The sequence below is a fragment of the Streptomyces sp. NPDC001536 genome, assembly GCF_042894505.1.
In the GTDB taxonomy this organism is placed as follows: domain Bacteria; phylum Actinomycetota; class Actinomycetes; order Streptomycetales; family Streptomycetaceae; genus Streptomyces.
Genome location: NZ_JBIAVQ010000002.1, coordinates 115,302 through 132,773 on the forward strand (window position 1 = coordinate 115,302; position 17,472 = coordinate 132,773).

General features: G+C 71.5%; 18 protein-coding genes. 8 read left to right on the forward strand and 10 right to left on the reverse strand.

Features of this window, described 5'->3' with window-relative positions:
* The 4 genes from ACFY0U_RS05765 to pssA all read left to right on the forward strand — a co-directional run bounded on the left by ACFY0U_RS05765 (position 1) and on the right by pssA (position 3,401).
* Positions 1–513 (forward strand): MaoC family dehydratase, encoded by a 513-nt coding sequence (locus tag ACFY0U_RS05765; protein WP_361514780.1) that lies wholly within the window; start codon positions 1–3, stop codon positions 511–513.
* Between the two features lie 2 nt (positions 514–515).
* Complete coding sequence (locus ACFY0U_RS05770; protein ID WP_171144606.1) at positions 516–1,730, forward strand: acyl-CoA dehydrogenase family protein; 1,215 nt, start codon at positions 516–518, stop codon at positions 1,728–1,730.
* A 170-nt stretch (positions 1,731–1,900) separates the two neighbouring features.
* Positions 1,901–2,560: a phosphatidylserine decarboxylase gene (locus ACFY0U_RS05775; protein WP_388632351.1), complete on the forward strand. Its 660-nt coding sequence runs from the start codon at positions 1,901–1,903 to the stop codon at positions 2,558–2,560.
* 22 nt (positions 2,561–2,582) lie between these two features.
* Positions 2,583–3,401: a CDP-diacylglycerol--serine O-phosphatidyltransferase gene (pssA, locus tag ACFY0U_RS05780; protein WP_388632354.1), complete on the forward strand. Its 819-nt coding sequence runs from the start codon at positions 2,583–2,585 to the stop codon at positions 3,399–3,401.
* Positions 3,402–3,513: 112 nt separating this feature from the next.
* Here pssA and ACFY0U_RS05785 read toward each other — a convergent pair whose 3' ends face one another.
* From ACFY0U_RS05785 to ACFY0U_RS05805, 5 genes are read right to left on the reverse strand one after another with little or no spacing between them, the layout of a single operon-like run.
* Positions 3,514–4,776, reverse strand: coding sequence for an ABC transporter substrate-binding protein (locus ACFY0U_RS05785; RefSeq protein WP_388630757.1), 1,263 nt, complete (start codon positions 4,774–4,776; stop codon positions 3,514–3,516).
* Complete coding sequence (locus ACFY0U_RS05790) at positions 4,773–5,894, reverse strand: branched-chain amino acid ABC transporter permease (RefSeq protein ID WP_388630760.1); 1,122 nt, start codon at positions 5,892–5,894, stop codon at positions 4,773–4,775. Before ACFY0U_RS05790 ends, ACFY0U_RS05785 begins: the two co-directional genes overlap by 4 nt.
* Positions 5,887–6,777 carry a branched-chain amino acid ABC transporter permease gene (locus ACFY0U_RS05795; RefSeq protein WP_388630763.1) on the reverse strand — a complete coding sequence of 297 codons (891 nt, stop codon included), beginning with the start codon at positions 6,775–6,777 and terminating at the stop codon, positions 5,887–5,889. Before ACFY0U_RS05795 ends, ACFY0U_RS05790 begins: the two co-directional genes overlap by 8 nt.
* Positions 6,774–7,538, reverse strand: a complete 765-nt coding sequence (locus ACFY0U_RS05800) for an ABC transporter ATP-binding protein (protein WP_388632356.1) — start codon at positions 7,536–7,538, stop codon at positions 6,774–6,776. The genes ACFY0U_RS05795 and ACFY0U_RS05800 overlap by 4 nt, the downstream gene beginning before the upstream one ends.
* A gap of 8 nt (positions 7,539–7,546) precedes the next feature.
* Positions 7,547–8,341: an ABC transporter ATP-binding protein gene (locus ACFY0U_RS05805; protein ID WP_388630766.1), complete on the reverse strand. Its 795-nt coding sequence runs from the start codon at positions 8,339–8,341 to the stop codon at positions 7,547–7,549.
* A 181-nt stretch (positions 8,342–8,522) separates the two neighbouring features.
* Between ACFY0U_RS05805 and ACFY0U_RS05810 the strand changes: the two genes are divergently transcribed.
* On the forward strand, positions 8,523–9,719 hold the full coding sequence (locus ACFY0U_RS05810; RefSeq protein ID WP_388630769.1) for a PucR family transcriptional regulator: 1,197 nt from the start codon (positions 8,523–8,525) through the stop codon (positions 9,717–9,719).
* Between the two features lie 48 nt (positions 9,720–9,767).
* On the opposite strand, the gene ACFY0U_RS05815 is transcribed toward ACFY0U_RS05810, so the two are convergent.
* Complete coding sequence (locus ACFY0U_RS05815) at positions 9,768–10,886, reverse strand: glycerate kinase (RefSeq protein WP_388632358.1); 1,119 nt, start codon at positions 10,884–10,886, stop codon at positions 9,768–9,770.
* A gap of 191 nt (positions 10,887–11,077) precedes the next feature.
* Between ACFY0U_RS05815 and ACFY0U_RS05820 the strand changes: the two genes are divergently transcribed.
* Positions 11,078–12,148 carry an ADP-ribosylglycohydrolase family protein gene (locus ACFY0U_RS05820; protein WP_388630771.1) on the forward strand — a complete coding sequence of 357 codons (1,071 nt, stop codon included), beginning with the start codon at positions 11,078–11,080 and terminating at the stop codon, positions 12,146–12,148.
* Between the two features lie 84 nt (positions 12,149–12,232).
* Positions 12,233–12,721 carry an NUDIX domain-containing protein gene (locus ACFY0U_RS05825; protein ID WP_388630774.1) on the forward strand — a complete coding sequence of 163 codons (489 nt, stop codon included), beginning with the start codon at positions 12,233–12,235 and terminating at the stop codon, positions 12,719–12,721.
* Between the two features lie 65 nt (positions 12,722–12,786).
* On the opposite strand, the gene ACFY0U_RS05830 is transcribed toward ACFY0U_RS05825, so the two are convergent.
* Positions 12,787–13,932 carry an RNA polymerase sigma factor gene (locus ACFY0U_RS05830; RefSeq protein WP_388632361.1) on the reverse strand — a complete coding sequence of 382 codons (1,146 nt, stop codon included), beginning with the start codon at positions 13,930–13,932 and terminating at the stop codon, positions 12,787–12,789.
* A complete protein-coding gene (locus ACFY0U_RS05835) occupies positions 13,932–14,345 on the reverse strand; it encodes a YciI family protein (RefSeq protein ID WP_388630777.1) in 414 nt (137 codons plus the stop codon). The genes ACFY0U_RS05830 and ACFY0U_RS05835 overlap by 1 nt, the downstream gene beginning before the upstream one ends.
* A gap of 320 nt (positions 14,346–14,665) precedes the next feature.
* Between ACFY0U_RS05835 and ACFY0U_RS05840 the strand changes: the two genes are divergently transcribed.
* A complete protein-coding gene (locus ACFY0U_RS05840) occupies positions 14,666–15,403 on the forward strand; it encodes an NAD-dependent deacetylase (RefSeq protein ID WP_388630780.1) in 738 nt (245 codons plus the stop codon).
* Positions 15,404–15,456: 53 nt separating this feature from the next.
* On the opposite strand, the gene ACFY0U_RS05845 is transcribed toward ACFY0U_RS05840, so the two are convergent.
* A complete protein-coding gene (locus tag ACFY0U_RS05845) occupies positions 15,457–15,948 on the reverse strand; it encodes a methylated-DNA--[protein]-cysteine S-methyltransferase (RefSeq protein WP_388630783.1) in 492 nt (163 codons plus the stop codon).
* Between the two features lie 9 nt (positions 15,949–15,957).
* Entirely contained in the window at positions 15,958–17,439 is a 1,482-nt protein-coding gene (locus ACFY0U_RS05850; protein WP_388630786.1) for an AlkA N-terminal domain-containing protein, read from the reverse strand.
* Positions 17,440–17,472 lie beyond the last annotated feature (33 nt).

Sequence of the window (17,472 nt, forward strand, 5' to 3'; positions counted from 1 at the left end):
ATGCAGTTCGGACGCACCTACGAGGAGTTCGAGGTCGGGGCGGTCTACAAGCACTGGCCCGGGAAGACGGTCACGGAGTACGACGACCACCTCTTCTGTCTTCTCACCATGAACCACCACCCGCTCCACATGGACGTCAACTACGCCGAGAAGACGACCGACTTCGGCAAGAACGTCGTGGTGGGCAACTACATCTACTCGCTGCTGCTCGGCATGTCCGTCCCGGACGTCTCCGGCAAGGCGATCGCCAACCTGGAGATCGAGTCGCTCAGGCACGTGGCGCCGACCTTCCACGGCGACACGATCTACGGCGAGACGACCGTGCTCGACAAGTGGCCGTCCAAGTCGAAGAACGACCGCGGCATCGTCTACGTCGAGACCAAGGGCTACAAGCAGGACGGCACGCTGGTCTGCGTGTTCCGCCGCAAGGTCATGGTCCCGACCGAGACCTACATCAAGGAGCGCGGCGGCGAGCAGCCCGGCCGCCCGGAGCTGAAGCAGCAGGAGAAGTAGTCATGGCGCGACTCGCCCAGACCGCCGGTCTGACCGACATCCAGCAGGAAATCCTCTCCACCGTCCGCGACTTCGTGGACAAGGAGATCATCCCGGTCGCCACCGAGCTGGAGCACCGCGACGAGTACCCGCAGCAGATCGTCGACGGCCTCAAGGAGTTGGGCCTGTTCGGCCTGATGATCCCGGAGGAGTACGGCGGTCTGGGCGAGTCGCTCCTGACGTACGCGCTGTGCGTCGAGGAGATCGCCCGCGGCTGGATGTCGGTGTCCGGCATCATCAACACCCACTTCATCGTGGCGTACATGCTCAAGCAGCACGGCACGCAGGAGCAGAAGGACCACTTCCTGCCGCGCATGGCGGCCGGCGACATCCGCGGCGCGTTCTCGATGTCGGAGCCGGGCCTGGGCTCGGACGTGTCGGCGATCACCTCGAAGGCGGTGAAGGACGGCGAGGAGTACGTCCTGAACGGCCAGAAGATGTGGCTGACGAACGGTGGGACGTCAAGCCTGGTCGCCGTTCTCGTCCGAAGTGACGAAGGACTCACTCCCGAAGAGGCGGCCGCCAAGCCCCACAAGTCGATGACGACCTTCCTCGTCGAGAAGGAGCCCGGCTTCGGAGAGGTCCGCCCCGGCCTCACCATCCCCGGGAAGATCGACAAAATGGGGTACAAGGGCGTCGACACCACCGAGCTGATCATGGATGGCCTGCGGATTCCGGCCAACCGTGTGCTCGGCGGCGTCACCGGCCGAGGTTTTTACCAAATGATGGACGGCGTGGAAGTCGGCCGCGTCAACGTGGCGGCGCGTGGTTGCGGTGTCGCTCAGCGTGCTTTCGAACTCGGCGTCTCGTATGCCCAGCAGCGTCACACTTTCGGCAAGCCGATCGCCCAGCACCAGGCGATCCAGTTCAAGCTGGCCGAGATGGCTACCAAGGTCGAGGCCGCGCATGCGATGATGGTCAACGCGGCACGCAAAAAGGACTCCGGGGAGCGAAACGACCTTGAGGCTGGGATGGCGAAGTACCTCGCCTCCGAGTACTGCAAGGAGGTCGTGGAGGATGCCTTCCGGATCCACGGCGGCTACGGCTTCTCCAAGGAGTACGAGATCGAGCGCCTCTACCGTGAGGCTCCGATGCTGCTGATCGGTGAAGGTACCGCCGAGATCCAGAAAATGATCATCGGTCGCAGGCTGCTCGAAGAGTATCGATTCCAGGGCTGATTGTCCGGATACGGGGTGTTTTCTTGGAGAAGAAGGTCACACCCCGTCAACACTCTTCAGCCGCCGACTCGGCTTCCTGGCTTGCCCAGTTGTGGCCCACGACCGGTACGATCCCGGGAAAGCCGCCGTCCCCCGTTACAGCGCGGCGCCATCCGCTACGAAGGTCATCCATGCCCCACAGCCAAACCTCTGCACCACGCGACAGCCAGGTCGGCGGCGTACGCCTCGCGCGCGGAGCATCGCCGTGGCTTCTCCCGACCGTCGCCACCGCAGCCCTCAGCCTGGTGCGCGCGCGCAAGTCCGGCGCCGCCAAGGCCGTCGCCGTGCCCGCCACCGCGCTCGCGGCGGGCATGCTGTGGTTCTTCCGCGACCCCGAGCGCGAGATCGCCCAGGGCCGGGTCATCTCGCCGGCCGACGGTGTGGTGCAGAGCATCATGCCGTGGAAGGACGGGCGCACCCGCGTCGCGATCTTCATGAGCCCGCTCAACGTCCACGTCAACCGCGCGCCCCTCTCCGGCACGGTGACGTCGGTCGAGCACATCCCCGGCGGGTTCGTTCCGGCGTTCAACAAGGAGAGCGAGAACAACGAGCGCGTAGTCTGGCATTTCGACACCGAACTCGGTGACATCGAGATGATCCAGATCGCCGGCGCGGTGGCCCGCCGCATCGTTCCCTACATTCCGCAGGGCACGAAGGTCGAGCAGGGCGACCGCATCGGTCTGATCCGCTTCGGCTCGCGCGTCGACATCTACCTGCCGGAGGGTGTGGACGTCGCGGTGGAGGTCGGTCAGAAGACCGTGGCTGGGGTGACTCGCATTGACCGTGATTGATCCTGAGACACAGGCGGGCTGGGTGCCCGAGGCCGAAGAGGTCGAGGACGAGGAGGAGATGCCTCTTTCTCTCCGCCTCTCAATAGCGGACACCCTCACCCTCGGCAATGCCACCTGCGGCTTCATGGCGGTGTACTTCACCACCACCGGCATCCTGATCCCGCACCTCACCGGCAGCCAGGAAACCGGCATGGCCCGCCACAGCGCGGCCACGGCGGTCATCCTGATGCTGTGTGCGGCGGTCTTCGACCTCTTCGACGGCCTGGTGGCGCGCAAGCTGCGCTCCTCCCCCATGGGCGCGGAGCTGGACAACCTCTCGGACCTGATCAGCTTCGGTCTGGCGCCGGCGTACTTCGTCCTCGTGTACGGCATGGTCGCGGACGACGCGCACCAGCGGGTGGCCGCGGTCGGGGCGATCGTGGTGCTGCTGGCGGTCGTGCTGCGACTGGCCCGCTTCTCGTGCGTGACACCGCCGAACGGCATGTTCCAGGGCATGCCCTCGCCGTTCGGCGCGCTGACGGTGGTCTCGATCGTGCTTCTGGAGCTGCCCTTCGTGGCGACGCTCCTGGCGATCCTGGGGACGGCGTGGCTGATGGTGAGCCGCGTCGAGTACCCGAAGCCGCGGGGCCGGCTCGCGGTGGCGATGCTCGCGTGGATCGTCGCGGCGATGGGCCTGCTGGCCGGCTGGGCGTTCGACGCCCCGAGCGGTCAGCTGCTCCTCCAGACGGGCTGTGCGCTCCAGCTGGTCATGGGCGCGGTCATCCCGCTGTTCGCCACGGCCCGCCGGGTGAACAACTTCCGCGACAACCGTCGCGAGGCACGGGCGGCACAGCTGCCGTAGGCTCCGCCGTATCACAGCGAGGGGTCCGAACCGGTTGACGGTTCGGACCCCTCGCTGTTGTGGCTGCCGCGGGCCCGCGCCCCTCAAGGGGCGCTGCCGAACCCGGCACTCATCAGGTCCCCGGTGTGTAAGCCTCCGCCACCTCGGACGCCTCCGCCTCCCGTACGACCTTCATGCCGCCCGTGACGCCCTTGTCCGGCTGGAGGATCACGCTCTGCCGGGAGGAGGGGGACTTGGGGTCGGTGAAGTCCTGGGCGGGGCCGAAGCCGAGGTCGAAGGAGTCGATGGTCAGCAGGGCCTTGTCGACGCCCTCCCTGGTGAGGTCCTTGCTCTCGCAGGCCTTCTTCAGCGCCTCCCCGAAGGCCGACACCGCGGTCCAGCCGGCGACGATGCCGTTGTCGAGGGCGTCCTTCGGATAGGCCGCCTGGTAGTCGGCGACGAGCTTCTTCGCCTCCGGGGTGTCCGCGCCGATCGGGAGCGAGGGCGAGGCCACGTAGTAGTTCTTCATCAGGGCCGGTCCTGCCTGGGTGGCCAGGAGCTGGGGTGCGAAGGCGGAGTTGTTGCCGATGATCGGCACGCCGAAGCCGCCGGCCGCCGCGACGCCGACGAGCGAGGCCGCCTGGCGCGGACCGGCGCTGATGACGATCGCCTTGACTCCGGCCTGCTTGAGCGCGGCGACCTGGGCGGTCATGTCGTTGTCGGTGGGCTTGATCTTCTGCTCGACGACGGTCAGCCCCTCCTCCTTCGCGATGTGCTTCGAGCCGACCAGCGCGCTCTCGCCGTAGTCGCCCTCGAAGTACACATGGCCGATCTTGTCGCCCTTCTTGATGCCCTTCTCCTTGATCAGGAAGTCGACGGCGTTGATCGTCTCGATGTCGTAGGTGGAGCCGATGACCCGGATGTACGGGCTGCCGAGCAGCGCCGACGACCATGCCTGCGGCAGCACGAGCCCCTTGTCCTGGCCGTCGACGCGCTGCTTGACCGCGGCGACGAACGGGGAGCCGATGAACTGCGCGAAGCCCAGCACCTTCGGCTCCAGCTCGGTGTAGCCGGAGACGGCCTTCTGCGGGTCGTAGCCGTGGTCGCGGACCGTCAGCTGGACCTTGTAGCCGCAGACACCGCCGTCGGCGTTGAGCTGCTTCACATACAGCTGCTGGGCCTGGGTGACGCTCTTGCCGAGGGTGGCGTAGACGCCGGTCATGTCGGTGAGGGCGCCGAGTGCGATCGTCTTGCCGGAGATGCCGTCGCCGGTCTTCACCCCGCCCGCGGACTGCTTGTCACCGTCGTCGTCCTTGGCCTTGGAGCTGCATCCCGCCAGGACGAGCAGTGCGGCGAGCGCGCCCGCGGCGGCCCTGGCCGCGTACGTCGTGTTCATCGTTTCTCCCCGGGTTCGGTTGTGACGCGACGCCGGGCGGCCATCCTGACCAGGCCGCCGGGCAGGAACAGCACCACCAGCACGACGGCGGCGCCGTAGAGGTACCGGGACGCCTCGCCCGGTGCGATCCCGCCCGTGCCGGGGGCGGAGACCAGGGGCAGGGCATCGCTGTAGCGGGTCAGCAGCTGCGGGAGCAGGGTGACGAAGACGGCCCCCGCGACCGCGCCGGAGACCGAGCCGAGCCCGCCGATGACGATCATGGCGAGGTACTCCAGGGACAGCGTGATGCCGAAGTAGTCGGGCACGGTCCGCTGGAAGACCAGGGCGAGGAGCACGCCCGCCAGACCGGCGTACATCGACGACAGCACGAAGACGGCGGCTCTGTGGCGGGCCACCGGCACCCCGATGACGCCGGCGGCGATGCGGTGGTCGCGGATGGCGTTCATGGCCCGGCCCGGACGGCCGCGCAGGACGCCGCGGGCGAACAGCGCGCCGGCCAGGAGGACGGCGAGACCGGCGTACCAGAGTTTCTCCGCCGAGCCGAACGGCACGGCGGCGACCAGCAGTTCACGGTCGTCGAAGGTGAGGCCGAAGAGGTTCAGCGGCGGTACGTCACGGCCGTTGGCGCCGCCGGTCAGATCGTGGGCGTTGAACATCACGTGCTGTCCGATGAAGACGAGCGCGAGCGTGGCGATGCCGAGGTAGGCGCCGCTGAGCCGTCCGGAGATGGGGCTGAACAGCCCGCCCGCCACCCCCGCGACCAGCACCGCGAGCACGGCCGCGAGCCACGTCGGCAGGCCGAGCCCGGTCAGGCCGTCGCCGCCGTCCGCCGCGAACACGCAGTAGCCGTAGGCGCCGACGGCGAGGAAGAAGGCGTGGCCCATGGAGAGCTGGCCGGTGGCGCCGGTGAGGAGGTTGATGCCGATCGCGCCGATGGCCGCGGCCATGGCGAAGAGGCCGGCCTGGAGCCAGAAGCGGTCCAGGTAGAAGGGCAGGGCCAGCAGGACCAGGGCGCCCGCGGCCCGGACGTAGAAGCGGGGGTGCGTGAGCCAGGCGGGGCGGCGGCGGGTGCCGGTCGGTGCCTCGCGGGCCTCGTCGCGGCCGAGAACCTCAGACACGGGCCAGCTCCTTCGTCCCGAACAGCCCGGCCGGGCGGATGAGCAGGATGGCGACCATCACGAGGTAGGGCGCGAGGTCTCCGAGGCCTCGCCCGAGGAACGTCAGGTCGCTCTGGTAGCCCGTCGCCAGTGACTCCGTGACGCCGACCAGCAGCCCGCCCACCAGCGCGCCCGTCGTCGAGTCGAGGCCGCCGAGGATCGCGGCCGGGAAGGCCTTGAGCGCGGCCAGCGAGGTGGCCCGTTCCAGCCCCGGCGTCGGGAAGACGGTGAGGAACAGCGCGGCGACGGCGGCGAGTCCCCCGGCCACGGCCCAGGCGCCCAGCGACACCCGTCCCAGCCGTACGCCCATCAGCGCGGCGGTCTCCGCGCTCTCCGCGGCCGCCCGCATCGCCACGCCCCACGAGGTGTACCGGAAGGCCAGCAGGAACACGGTGATGAGCAGCGCCGCCGCCACGAACGCGGCGATCCGCGTGTGGGCGAGGGAGATCGGCCCGAGCCTGAGCACCGCGTCGCCCCACGGGTCGCCGAGCGTCAGTACGTCGGTGCCGATCCGGCGGGTCAGTTCGGTGGTGAGCAGGATGTCGACCCCGATGGTGACGATGGCGAGGACGCTGTGGTCGGAGCCCCGGTAGCGCCGCATCACCAGGAACTCCACCGCCGCGCCGACCACGGCCGCGCCCGCGATCCCGACGAGCAGCGCGGGCCAGAAGCCGAGGTCGTCGTGGAGGGTCGCGGTGACATAGCCGCCCGCGAGCAGCAGCGAGGCATGGGCGAAGTTGACGACCTCGGTGGCCCGGAAGATCACCACGAAGCCGAGGGCGATGAGCGCGTACACGGAGCCCAGCGAGACACCGTTGAGGAGGATCTCGGCGAAGGTGCTCATGACGCCTCCCCCAGGTACGCCCGGACGACGGCCGGATCGTTCTGTACGTCGGCGGGGGCGCCGTCGGCGATCCGGCGCCCGAAGTCGAGTACGGTCACGGCGTCAGCGAGCCGCATCACCACCCCCATGTCGTGTTCCACCAGCACGATCGAGATACCGAGACCGTCGCGGACTCCCGCGATCACGGCGGCCGTCCGGCGCCGTTCGTCGGCGGTCATCCCGGCGACGGGCTCGTCGAGAAGCAGCAGGCGCGGTTCCATGCAGAGCGCGCGGGCGAGTTCGGCGAGCTTCTGCTGCCCGTACGGGAGCGATCCCGCGGGCCGTGCCAGACAGTCCGCGATGCCGACGAACTCGGCGATCTCACGGACCCGTTCACGGTGGACCCGTTCCTCCCGGGCCGCCGAGGGCAGCCGGAGCCCCGCCGCCAGGAAGCCGGTCCGGGTCAGCCGGTGTCGGCCGAGGAGCAGGCTGTCCTCGACCGAGGCGAGGGGCGGCAGGGCGAGGTTCTGGAAGATGCGGGCGACACCGAGGCCGGCGATGCGGTGCGCGGGCATGCCGGTGAGCTCGTGGTCGCCGAAGCGGACGCTGCCCGCGGTGGCCCGGTAGACCCCGGACAGGACGTTGAAACAGGTGGACTTGCCGGCGCCGTTGGGGCCGATGAGGGCGTGCACGGTGCCGGGGCGGACGGTGAAGCTCACGTCGTCGAGGGCGGTGAGTCCGGCGAACCGGACCGTGAGGTTCCGTACGTCGAGGGTGTCCATGGCGGCGCTCACCCTTTCCACCGGGTGAGCGTCCGTCCGGTCGTGCTCTCCGCGTCGGCCGCCGCGTCCTCGTCGACCACGCCCAGGTAGCGGCGGCGGACCTCGTCGGAGGCGGCCAGTTCGGCGGCCGGTCCGGACAGCGTCACTTCGCCGACTTCGAGGACGTACGCGCGCGTGGCGAGCCGTAGGGCGAGGGCTGCGTTCTGTTCGACGAGGAGGACCGAGGTGCCCTGTTCGTTGATCTCGCGGACGGTGTCGGCGATCCGCTGGGCCATGAGCGGGGCGAGTCCGAGGGAGGGCTCGTCGAGGAGGAGGACCTTCGGGGCCGCCATCAGTGCCCGGGCGACGGCGAGCATCTGCTGTTCGCCGCCGGAGAGCAGGCCCGCGCGCTGCTGTGCGCGCTCCGCGAGGACGGGGAACAGCTCGTGGACGCGGGCGAGGGCTTTGGGCCGGCCCGCGCGGCTGCCGCCGAGGGCGCCCGCGCGCAGATTGTCGGCGACCGTCATCCGGGCGAACACCCGGCGCCCTTCAGGTACTTGGGAGACGCCGGCGGCGACCACCCGGTCCGGGGAGAGCTGGTCCAGTCGTCGGTCGCCCAGGGTCACTCCGCCCTCGGTGACCGCGCCGCCGTGGAAGGAGAGCGTGCGGCTGATCGCCCGCAGCAGCGTGGACTTGCCCGCGCCGTTGGAGCCGAGGACCGTCGCCACGGTTCCCTCGGGCACCTCCAGCGACACCCGGCGCAGGGCGCGCACAGGCCCGTATCCGACCGACAGATCCCGTACCACAAGTCCGGAACCCCCCATGGACTTCCCCCCTGTCCTCACTCGGTGTGGCGCTCACCCCAGCACCGGTGCGGGCGTCCGTCCACGGCCCGCGGCGGAATCGCTGCGGGTGCCCAGCGGGCCGGGCGGGGCGTTGTGCGCGTGCACAAGACCGCGTGTCAGGGGCCTGTGCGCGGCCGCTTCCCGGTGACATCCTCCGGTCATGGGAGGGCGACGGCCGCGCACCGGTCATGACTGGAAGCTGCTCGCGGAGTCCTGCACGGCTCTGCTGGAACGGGTGCCCGAGCTCGTCGACGAGCACCTACGGCAACTCACCGAGCACTCCCCCGTGTACGGGTTGGTGCTCCCGCACGACGCGCAGTGGCGGGAGGCGGAGGAGGCCTTCCGGATCGGCATCGAGACGCTCTCCGCGCCCCGGGACTCGCCGCGCCGCGATCTGGAGTACGCGGAGGACGCGGGCCGGCGCCGGGCCCACCAGGGGCTGCCGCTGGATCTGCTGGTGCACGCCTATCGCAACGCCGGCTATCTGGTGTGGGACGCGCTGGTGGAGGGCGCGGCCGGGCGGGAGCCGGAGCGGCTGGCGGCGCTGATGCGGTCGACGACGATGGTGTGGTCGGCGGTGGACGCGCAGGCCCAGGCCGCGTCGGAGGCGTACCGGGCGACGGAGGCGGAGCTGCGGCGGCGGACCGACGAACAGTTGCAGGCGCTGCTCGACGCGCTCCTGGAGGGACAGGCGACACCGGGGCTCGCGGCGCGGGCGGCGGCGGGTCTCGATCTGCCGGAGCACGGGCCGTACGCGGTGGTGGTGCTGCGGACCGAGCGGCGCGACGGCGAGGTGCGGCCCTCGCAGGGGACCGGGTTCCGGTTCATCTGGCGGATGCGGGCGGACTGCGAGGTCGGAGTCGTCGCGCTCACCCCGGGCCAGGGCCTGGACGGGGTGGCCCGGGCGCTGGACGGGCGGTGCTCGGGGCCCGGCGGGATCAGTCCGGTGGTGCCGGGGCTGGCCGAGCTGGGGCGGGCCCGGCGGCTCGCGGAACTGGCGCTGCGGACGTGTCCGCCGGACGCGACCGGGGTCGTACGGCTGGATCAGCGCATGCCGACGGCGCTGGTGGTGAGCCAGCCGGAGCTGGCCGACCGGCTGGTGTCGGACGTGTTCGGCGAGCTGCTGGCGCTGGAGCCCGCCGACCGGGCGGTCCTCCTGGAGACCCTCGATGTCTGGCTGACGTGCGAGGGCTCCGCGGGGCGGGCCGCGGGGCGGCTGTACTGCCATCGCAACACGGTCTTCAACCGGCTACGACGACTGGAGCAGCTGACGTCCCGGTCGCTGGCCCGGCCCCGGGACCTGATCGAGATGACGCTGGCGCTGGACGCGTACCGCCTGTCGGGGGCACGCAGATGACCGGCGAGGCTCGGTGCCGCCCCGCCGATGAACACCGCTCGGTGCCGCTCAGGTCAGGAAGTCCCGGCCGATCTGCTCCGCCACCCGCTCCAGGATCGGCCCGGCGTCCGAGATGCACTTCGCCACGTCCGGCTCGATCTCGGTGAGCGGGTACGCGCGACGGATACCGGCCCGGCCGAGGGCCTCCGGCGGCAGGGCGAGGCGCCCGCAGACCGCGACGACCTCCTTGTCCGCGGCGCGGGCCGCGGCGGCGACGCCCGCGGGGGCCTTGCCGTGCAGGGTCTGCTCGTCGAGGGAGCCCTCGCCGGTGATGACCAGGGTGGCCTTCTCCAGCGCGGGGGCGAAGCCGAGGACGTCGAGCATGACCTCGATACCGGGGCGGAACCGGGCGCCGACCAGCAGCGCGCCGTAGCCGATACCGCCCGCGGCGCCCGCGCCCGGGGAGGCCGCGTGCTCGGCGGCCTTGGCGCCGAGGGCGTTCTCCAGCACGCGCGCGTAGTGGGCGAGGGCCTCGTCGAGGGCCGCCACGTCGTCCGGGGAGGCGCCCTTCTGCGGGCCGTAGACCGCGGGGGCGCCCTTCGGGCCGGTCAGCGGGTTGTCGACGTCGCTGGCGAGGACCAGCTCGACGTCGGCGAGGCGCGGGTCCAGGTCCGACAGGTCGGCCGTGGCGAGGTCGGCGAGACCGCCGCCGCCCGGGGCGACCGGCTCGCCGTCCTTGTCGAGGAACCGGGCACCGAGCGCGGTCAGCATGCCGGCGCCGCCGTCCGTGGTGGCGCTGCCGCCGACGCCGAAGACGATCGTGCGGGCGCCCGCGTCGAGCGCGGCCCGCAGCAGCTCTCCGGAGCCGTACGTGGAGGCCGTCAGCGGGGCGAAGACGCCCTTGGGGAGGCGCTGGAGGCCGCTGGCCTCCGCCATCTCCACCACGGCCGTGTCGCCGCGCAGCGCGAACGCGGCCGTCACCTCCTGGCCGAGGGGTCCGGCGACCTTGATCTCGTGCCGCTCGAAGCCTGCCGCGACCGCCGCGTCCACGGTGCCGTCGCCGCCGTCGGCCACGGGCAGCGCCTCGACGTCGAGGTCCGGTACGGCCCGGCGCAGCCCAGCCGTCACCCGCTCGGCGACCTGCACGGCCGTCAGCGAGCCTTTGAACTTGTCCGCGGCGATGAGCACCCTCTGGGCACCGTTGCCTGCAGCGAAAGCCACCTTGCATTCCCCTTGCTCTCCAGGCCTCACGCATGTCAGGCCAGTCGCGCCGCTGCGACCTTAACCGGAGCTACCCCTCGCCGTCACGGCCCGCCCGGACCCTGAGAAGCCGCTACGGCCCCACTGTGCGGTGGCCCGGAATCGGGTAAACCGGTCCTATGACCCCTGTGGGCACCGCACCAGAGCTCGACGACCGCGTTCTCGGGGGCTGGCTGGGCCGGATCGCGGGCAACATGCTCGGCAAGCCGGTCGAGCAGGGCGACCTGTGGACGCGGGACCGGATCGACCGCTATCTGCGGCAGGCCGCCGCCCTGCCGCTGACCGACTATCTGCCCGAGCCGCCCAGCGAGAGCGACGGCTTCGAGCTGCGCCCCGAGTGGCGCCAGTGCGTACGCGGCCGGATCCACGGCAGCTGCCGTGACGACGACGTGGACTACGCCATCCTCGGCCTGGACCTGCTGGAGACGCACGGCTTCGCCTTCAGCACCGAGCAGGTCGGGGATCTGTGGCTGCTGAGGCTGCCGTACTCGCAGACGTTCACCGCGGAGCGGGCCGCCTACCGCAACCTCGCCAACGGGCTGAAACCGCCGCTGACGGCGACGTACGACAACCCCTACCAGGAGTGGATCGGCGCGCTGATCCGTGCCGACATCTACGGCTGGACCTGTCCCGGTGTCCCGCGCCGCGCGGCCTCGCTGGCCCGTCGGGACGCGGTGCTGTCGCACACCGGCAACGGGGTGTACGGCGCGATGTGGGCGGCCGCGCTGGTCTCGGCGGCGTTCACCGCGTCGACCGTGCGCGACGCCCTGGACCAGGCGCTGACCGTGATCCCGGAGAGCAGCCGGCTGGCCCGGACCGTGCGCCGGGTGATCTCCCTCCACGACACCCGGATGACCTGGGAGGACACCCTCACCACGGTGACCGAGGAGACCTCCGGGATGGGCTGGATCCACACCGTCCCGAACGCCGCGGTGCTCACCGCCGGGCTGCTGTACGGCGACGGCGACTTCACCCGCACGGTCACGCTGACCGTCCGCGGCGGCCTGGACACCGACTCCAACGGGGCGACCGCCGGGTCGGTGGCCGGGGTGCTGAGCGGCGCCGAGGCGATTCCGGCGCAGTGGAAGGAGCCGCTGGAGGACACGGTGCGCAGCGCGGTGTTCGGGTTCGACGGGGTACGGATCAGTGAACTGGCGGAGCGGACCCTGCGGTTGGTGGGCGCCGAGTGACAACGGCCCCACGGCTCACGGGGAGTGGGAGCCGCGCTTCGGCGCGCTCTCCCCGCCGCGCGGAGGTCTGGTTACCCTTCGTGGATGACCGCTGCTGACTTCGCCACGTACATCGCGGGTCTGCCCCGCGTCCTCGCCGGTGCCGCCGCCCTCTTCCGGGACGCGGCGGGCCGGGTGCTGCTCGTGGAGCCCAACTACCGTGACGGCTGGGCGCTCCCGGGCGGCACCGTCGAGTCCGACGACGGCGAGACCCCGCGTCAGGGCGCCCGCCGGGAGACCGCGGAGGAGATCGGTCTCGACCGTGAGCTCGGCCGGCTGCTCGCGGTGGACTGGGTGCACGGGACGGGACGGCCGCCGCTGGTGGCGTACCTCTACGACGGCGGGGTGCTCGGCGAGGACGACCTCAAGGCGATCCGGCTCCAGGAGGAGGAGCTGCTGTCCTGGCGGCTCGTACCGCGCGAGGAGCTGGCCGAGTATCTGCCGGGTGCTCTGGGCCGCCGGGTGCTGGCCGCGCTGGACGTGCTCGCGGGCGGCGCGGGGGCGGCCGAACTGGAGAACGGGCACCGGGTCTGACGCGGGGTGGGGGGACGGGCCGTCACTGCCAGCCGGGTCTGACCCGGCGTGGGGGGGGCGGTCCGTCACTGCCGCCGCAGGGTGTTGAGCCGGGCGGCCTGACGGGTCAGGTGGTCGCGTTCGGCGAGGTCGGTGGCCTTGTGGGCGGCCTCGGCGTACAGGCGTGCCGCCGTCGCCGGGTCGCCGTCGCGCTCGTGGAGGTAGGCGGCCACCGCGGTGTACCGGGGCAGGGAGTCGTCCAGTGCGGCGAGTGCCGCCAGACCGGCGCGCGGTCCGTCGGCCTCCCCGACGGCGACCGCGCGGTTGAGCCGGACGACGGGGCCGTCGGTCAGGCGGGCGAGCTCGTCGTACCACTCGACGATCTGCACCCAGTCGGTCTCCTCGGCGGTGGGCGCGTCCGCGTGGAGGGCCGCGATGGCGGCCTGGGCCTGGAACTCGCCCAGCCGGTCGCGGGCCAGGGCCCGCTGGAGGATCTCGACGCCCTCGGCGATCGCCCCGGTGTCCCAGCGGCCGCGGTCCTGCTCGGCCAGCGGCACCAGGCTGCCGTCGGGCGCGGTGCGGGCGGCGCGGCGGGCGTGGTGGAGCAGCATGAGGGCGAGCAGCCCCGCCACCTCGGGGTGGTCGATGGCGGCCGCGAGCTGCCGGGTGAGCCGGATGGCCTCGGCGGCAAGGTCGAGGTCGCCGGAGTAGCCCTCGTTGAAGACCAGGTAGAGGACGCGCAGCACGGTGGCCACGTCCCCGTGCCGGTCCAGCCGTACGCCGGAGACGGTGCGCTTGGCACGGCTGATGCGCTGCGCCATGGTCGCCTCGGGCACCAGGTAGGCCTGGGCGATCTGGCGGGTGGTCAGGCCGCCGACGGCGCGCAGGGTCAGGGCGACCGCGGACGACGGTGTCAGCGAGGGATGGGCGCACAGGAAGTAGAGCTGGAGCGTGTCGTCCACCGCGGGCGCGGGTCCGGGCGCCGGCTCCTCGTCGAGGCGGTCCTCACGGCGGCGCCGGGCGGTGTCCGCGCGGGTGGCGTCGAGGAACTTGCGCCAGGCCACGGTGACCAGCCAGCCCTTCGCGTCGCGCGGAGGGTCGGCCGGCCAGCCGCGGACCGCCTCGACGAGCGCGTCCTGCACGGCGTCCTCGGCCGCCGCGAAGTCTGCTCCGCGGCGGACGAGGACGGTGAGCACGCTCGGCGTGAGGCTCCTCAGCAGGGCCTCGTCCATCAATGGCACTCGTCGATGGTGGGGGGCGCGGCCAGGAAGGGGCGCAGTTCGAGCCACTCGTGGATCGGCTTCCCGCCCGCCCCGGGAGCGGCGGACAGCTCCCCGGCCAGTTCGACGGCGCGCTCGTAGGTGTCGACGTCGATCACCATCCAGCCGGCGATGACGTCCTTGGTCTCGGCGAAGGGTCCGTCGGTGACCGGCGGGCGGCCCTCGCCGTCGTAGCAGACCCACGCGCCCTCGGGGGCGAGCGCCTGCCCGTCGACGAACTCGCCGGTCTTCTCCAGCCGGTCCGCGAAGTCCCGCATGTACTGCATGTGTGCCGAGATCTCCTGAGGCGTCCATTGGTCCATGGGAACGTCGTTCACGGCGGCCGGGGCTCCGCGGTAGTGCTTCAGGAGCAGGTACTTGGCCATGGTGGTTCTCCTCGGTACTGGTGCGGCCCATTGTGGTCGCGTTCACCCCTGGGACGGAGCGGGTCGCGGGTTCTCGACATCACCGTCCAAGATCTTTTCATCGCGGCCGGCGCGATCGCGGTTCCGAGAACCTTCATGAACGGCTGGGCGGTATTTGCAGAGGTCCTCCGACCTCGGAGGGGTCCCCAAGGATTTCAGGGTGGAGACGCCCAAGAATCGCGGTAAGGAAACCTCCGAACAGCCACGACGCTGAGGTCCGGGGTCGGCCGCCGGACCGATATTCTTTCGCCGCGGACGGGCTACGGTCCTATTGTCGGCCCATGAACAGGCCACTCGTCGCCCTTCTCAGTGGCGCAGGTATCTCCACCGACTCCGGGATCCCCGACTACCGCGGTCCCAACGGGCTGTGGCGCAAGGATCCCGAGGCCGAGAAGCTCGTGACGTACGAGTACTACATGGCCGATCCGGAGATCCGGCGCCGCTCGTGGCAGATGCGGCGCGAGAACCGCACGCTCCGGGCCGAGCCGAACGCCGCGCACATCGCCGTGGCCGAGCTGGAGCGGGCCGGGGTGCCGGTGCGGGTCATCACACAGAACGTGGACGGGCTGCATCAGGCGGCCGGGATGCCGGCCCGCAAGGTGCTCGAACTGCATGGCTCCGCAAGGAGTTTCGTGTGTACGAAGTGTCATGCGCGCGGGCCCATGGCGGACGCCCTCGCCCGGGTCGAGGCCGGCGAGGACGATCCGGCGTGCCTGGAGTGCGGGGGGATCCTCAAGTCCGCGACGGTGATGTTCGGCGAACGGCTGGACCCGGTGGTGCTCGGCGAGGCGGTCTCGATCACCAAGGCGTGCCAGGTGTTCATCGCCGTCGGCAGCAGCCTGCAAGTACAGCCCGCCGCCGGTCTCGCCGGTGTCGCCGCCGACCACGGGGCGCGGCTGATCATCGTCAACGCCGAGCCGACGCCGTACGACGAACGCGCCGACGAGGTCATCCGCGAACCCATCGGCACCGCGCTGCCCGAACTGCTGCGTGACATCGGCACCCGGGGCGGGGAATGAGGCAGTGCCCGAGGATGACTCCGCCCCGGCGCGGGCTCACCTCGTCGGCCGATTCAGAACAGCGCCGATCCCCGCTCGAAGTCCAGTAGTCGCTGCTTGCGTTCCAGGCCGCCGCCGTAGCCGGTGAGGCTGCCGTCGGAGCCGACGACGCGGTGGCAGGGGACGATGATGCCGATCGGGTTCTTGCCGTTGGCGAGGCCGACCGCGCGGGAGGCGCCCGGGTTGCCGAGGGCGTCGGCGAGGTCGCCGTAGGTGCGGGTCTCGCCGTGGGGGATGCGGAGCAGCTGCTGCCAGACGCTGCGCTGGAACGCGGTGCCGTCCAGGTGGAGTTCGAGGGTGAAGTCCTTCAACTCCCCGGCGAAATAGGCAGCCAGCTGGTCGGCCGGCTCACCGAAGGGGCGGTCGTCGCGCTCGCCGAAGCTCTCCTGGGGCGGACGGTGGCGCTGGTCGGTCATGTAGAGCCCGCTGAGGGTGCCGTCCGTGGCGACCAGGGTCAGGGGGCCGTACGGGCTGTCGATCACGGTGTGCTGTTTCGCTGAACTCACGGAACGTCCTTATACCGGGAGGAAGTTGATCGGGTGGCTGTCGGTCGCCCACAGGTACTGGACCGCGTACGCCCGCCAGGGCCGCCAGGCCGCCGCTCGCGCGGTCAGCGCGGCCGGGGTCGACGGGAGGCCCAACTCCTGGGCGGCCTTGCGGATGCCGAGGTCGGTGGGGAGGAAGGCGTCGGGGTCACCGAGGGCGCGCATCGCGATGACGTCCACGGTCCAGGGGCCGAAGCCGGGAAGGGCGAGGAGCCGGGCGCGGGTCTCCGTCCAGTCGCCCTCGACGCCCAAGTTGAGCGAGCCGTCGGCGAGTTGGGAGACAAGGGTGGTGAAGGTGGTGCGCCGGGTGCGGGGCATCGCCAGGGACTCCGGGTCGAGGGCGGCGAGCGCCTCGGGGGACGGGAAGAGGTGGGTCAGGCCGCCCTCGGGGTCCTCCAGCGGCTCGCCGTGCGCGGTCACCAGACGGGCCGCGTGGGTGCGGGCCGCCGCCGTGGACACCTGCTGCCCGAGGACCGCCCGTACGGCGAACTCCGCTTCGTCCACCGTCCGCGGCACCCGCCGCCCCGGAGCCTTGTCGACCAGGGGGGCCAGCACCGGGTCCGTGCGCAACTGGTCGTCGATCGCGACCGGATCGGCGTCGAGGTCGAGCATGCGACGGCAGCGGCTGATGGCGACGGTCAGATCGCGCAGGTCGCTGAGGGTGAGGCGGCAGGCGATGTGGTCGGGGTTCGGGGTGAGCGTCACGATGCCGTGGCCGTACGGCAGTCGCAGCGTGCGCCGGTACGCGCCGTCCCGCCACTCCTCCACCCCCGGTACGGCGGTCGCCGCGAGGTGGCCGAAGAGGTTGTCGGGGTTGAGGGGGGCGCGGAACGGCAGCCGCAGGGTGAGGGCGCCCGGGGTCTGCCCCGCGGTCCTGCGGGGGGTGCGGGCACGCAGTTCGCTCGGGGAGAGGGCGAAGACCTCGCGCACGGTGTCGTTGAAGGTGCGGATGGAGGAGAAGCCGGCGGCGAAGGCGATCTCCGCCATCGGCAGCGGGGTCGTCTCGATCAACAGCCGTGCCGTCTGGGCGCGTTGGGCCCTGGCCAGGGCGAGCGGGCCCGCGCCGAGCTCGGCGAGCAGCTGGCGTTCGATCTGCCGGGTGCTGTAGCCGAGCCGGGCGGCCAGCCCGGGCACGCCCTCGCGGTCGACGATGCCGTCGGCGATCAGCCGCATCGCCCGGGCGACCAGGTCGGCGCGCTGGTTCCACTCCGGGGAACCGGGGCTGGTGTCCGGGCGGCAGCGCTTGCACGCCCGGAAGCCGGCCTGCTGACAGGCGGCCGCGCTCGGGTAGAACGTCATGTTCTCCGGCTTGGGCGGCACCACCGGACAGCTGGGCCGGCAGTAGATCCGGGTCGTCAGGACCGCCGTGAAGAACCACCCGTCGAACCGGGCGTCCTTGGACTGGACGGCGCGCACGCAGCGCTCGGTGTGGGTGTGCATCCCCTTCTGCATACGACCAGCATGGTGCAGTCACCGGGCCCGGGC